Raw genomic sequence first — 634 nt, 5'->3', positions numbered from 1 at the left:
TTTAATTTCGATAATATATACTAAATTTTGTATATTTTGTAAATAGTATAGGTAGTAATTTTTCGTTATTGTAGAGAGTTTTTGCAGTCAAATCGGACAGATGACCCAAGAACTCTGGGCATCTTGTTCCATCATTTCTGCGAAGAAGCTGCAGACTGCACACTGATCGAAGCACTCGGCAGAATCCTCGGCACAATCGTAGAAAATCTTCATAAAATCAAACTAGTACCGGCAAATATCCTCAACAAAATTTTGGAGACAGTTCAAACTAATAGGTTCTTCGACGTTTTGTGTGGAATTCATGTAGCAACCAGGATCTGAATCGGAGCCGCAATCAGGTAGACCATGGTGATAAAGTTCTCCACGTTTCGGTAACCTCGGGCTCTGGCCCTTGCCGCTTGGAACAGGCCGTTGAAGCCTTCGAGCCTTGCATTGGTGTGCAGGGAATGCCAGCGATGGAGGATGCGTGGCATGTGCCTCTCAAAACTGGCCAAGGCATTTCTTACTGGCTCCAGAAGTGGACAATCAGCGGTATACTCAGTTGCATGCTTGAGAAAATGGGTAATGCGCCACTTGGCAGCCTGCCTTGATTCGGCCCGACGAATCCAGCGTAACAGTTCTTTGACGCGGTAGG

Annotated in this window: 1 protein-coding gene; it reads right to left on the bottom strand. The window is 45.6% G+C overall.

All coding sequences use genetic code 11. From position 1 onward, the window contains the following. Positions 1-299: 299 nt before the first annotated feature. Positions 300-634 (bottom strand): transposase (locus DPF_RS04910; protein WP_141721061.1); only part of this gene is annotated, 335 nt, incomplete at its 5' end.

Source organism: Desulfoplanes formicivorans (assembly GCF_001748225.1).
GTDB lineage: Bacteria > Desulfobacterota > Desulfovibrionia > Desulfovibrionales > Desulfomicrobiaceae > Desulfoplanes > Desulfoplanes formicivorans.
This window is presented reverse-complemented; position numbering and strand designations above follow the sequence as displayed.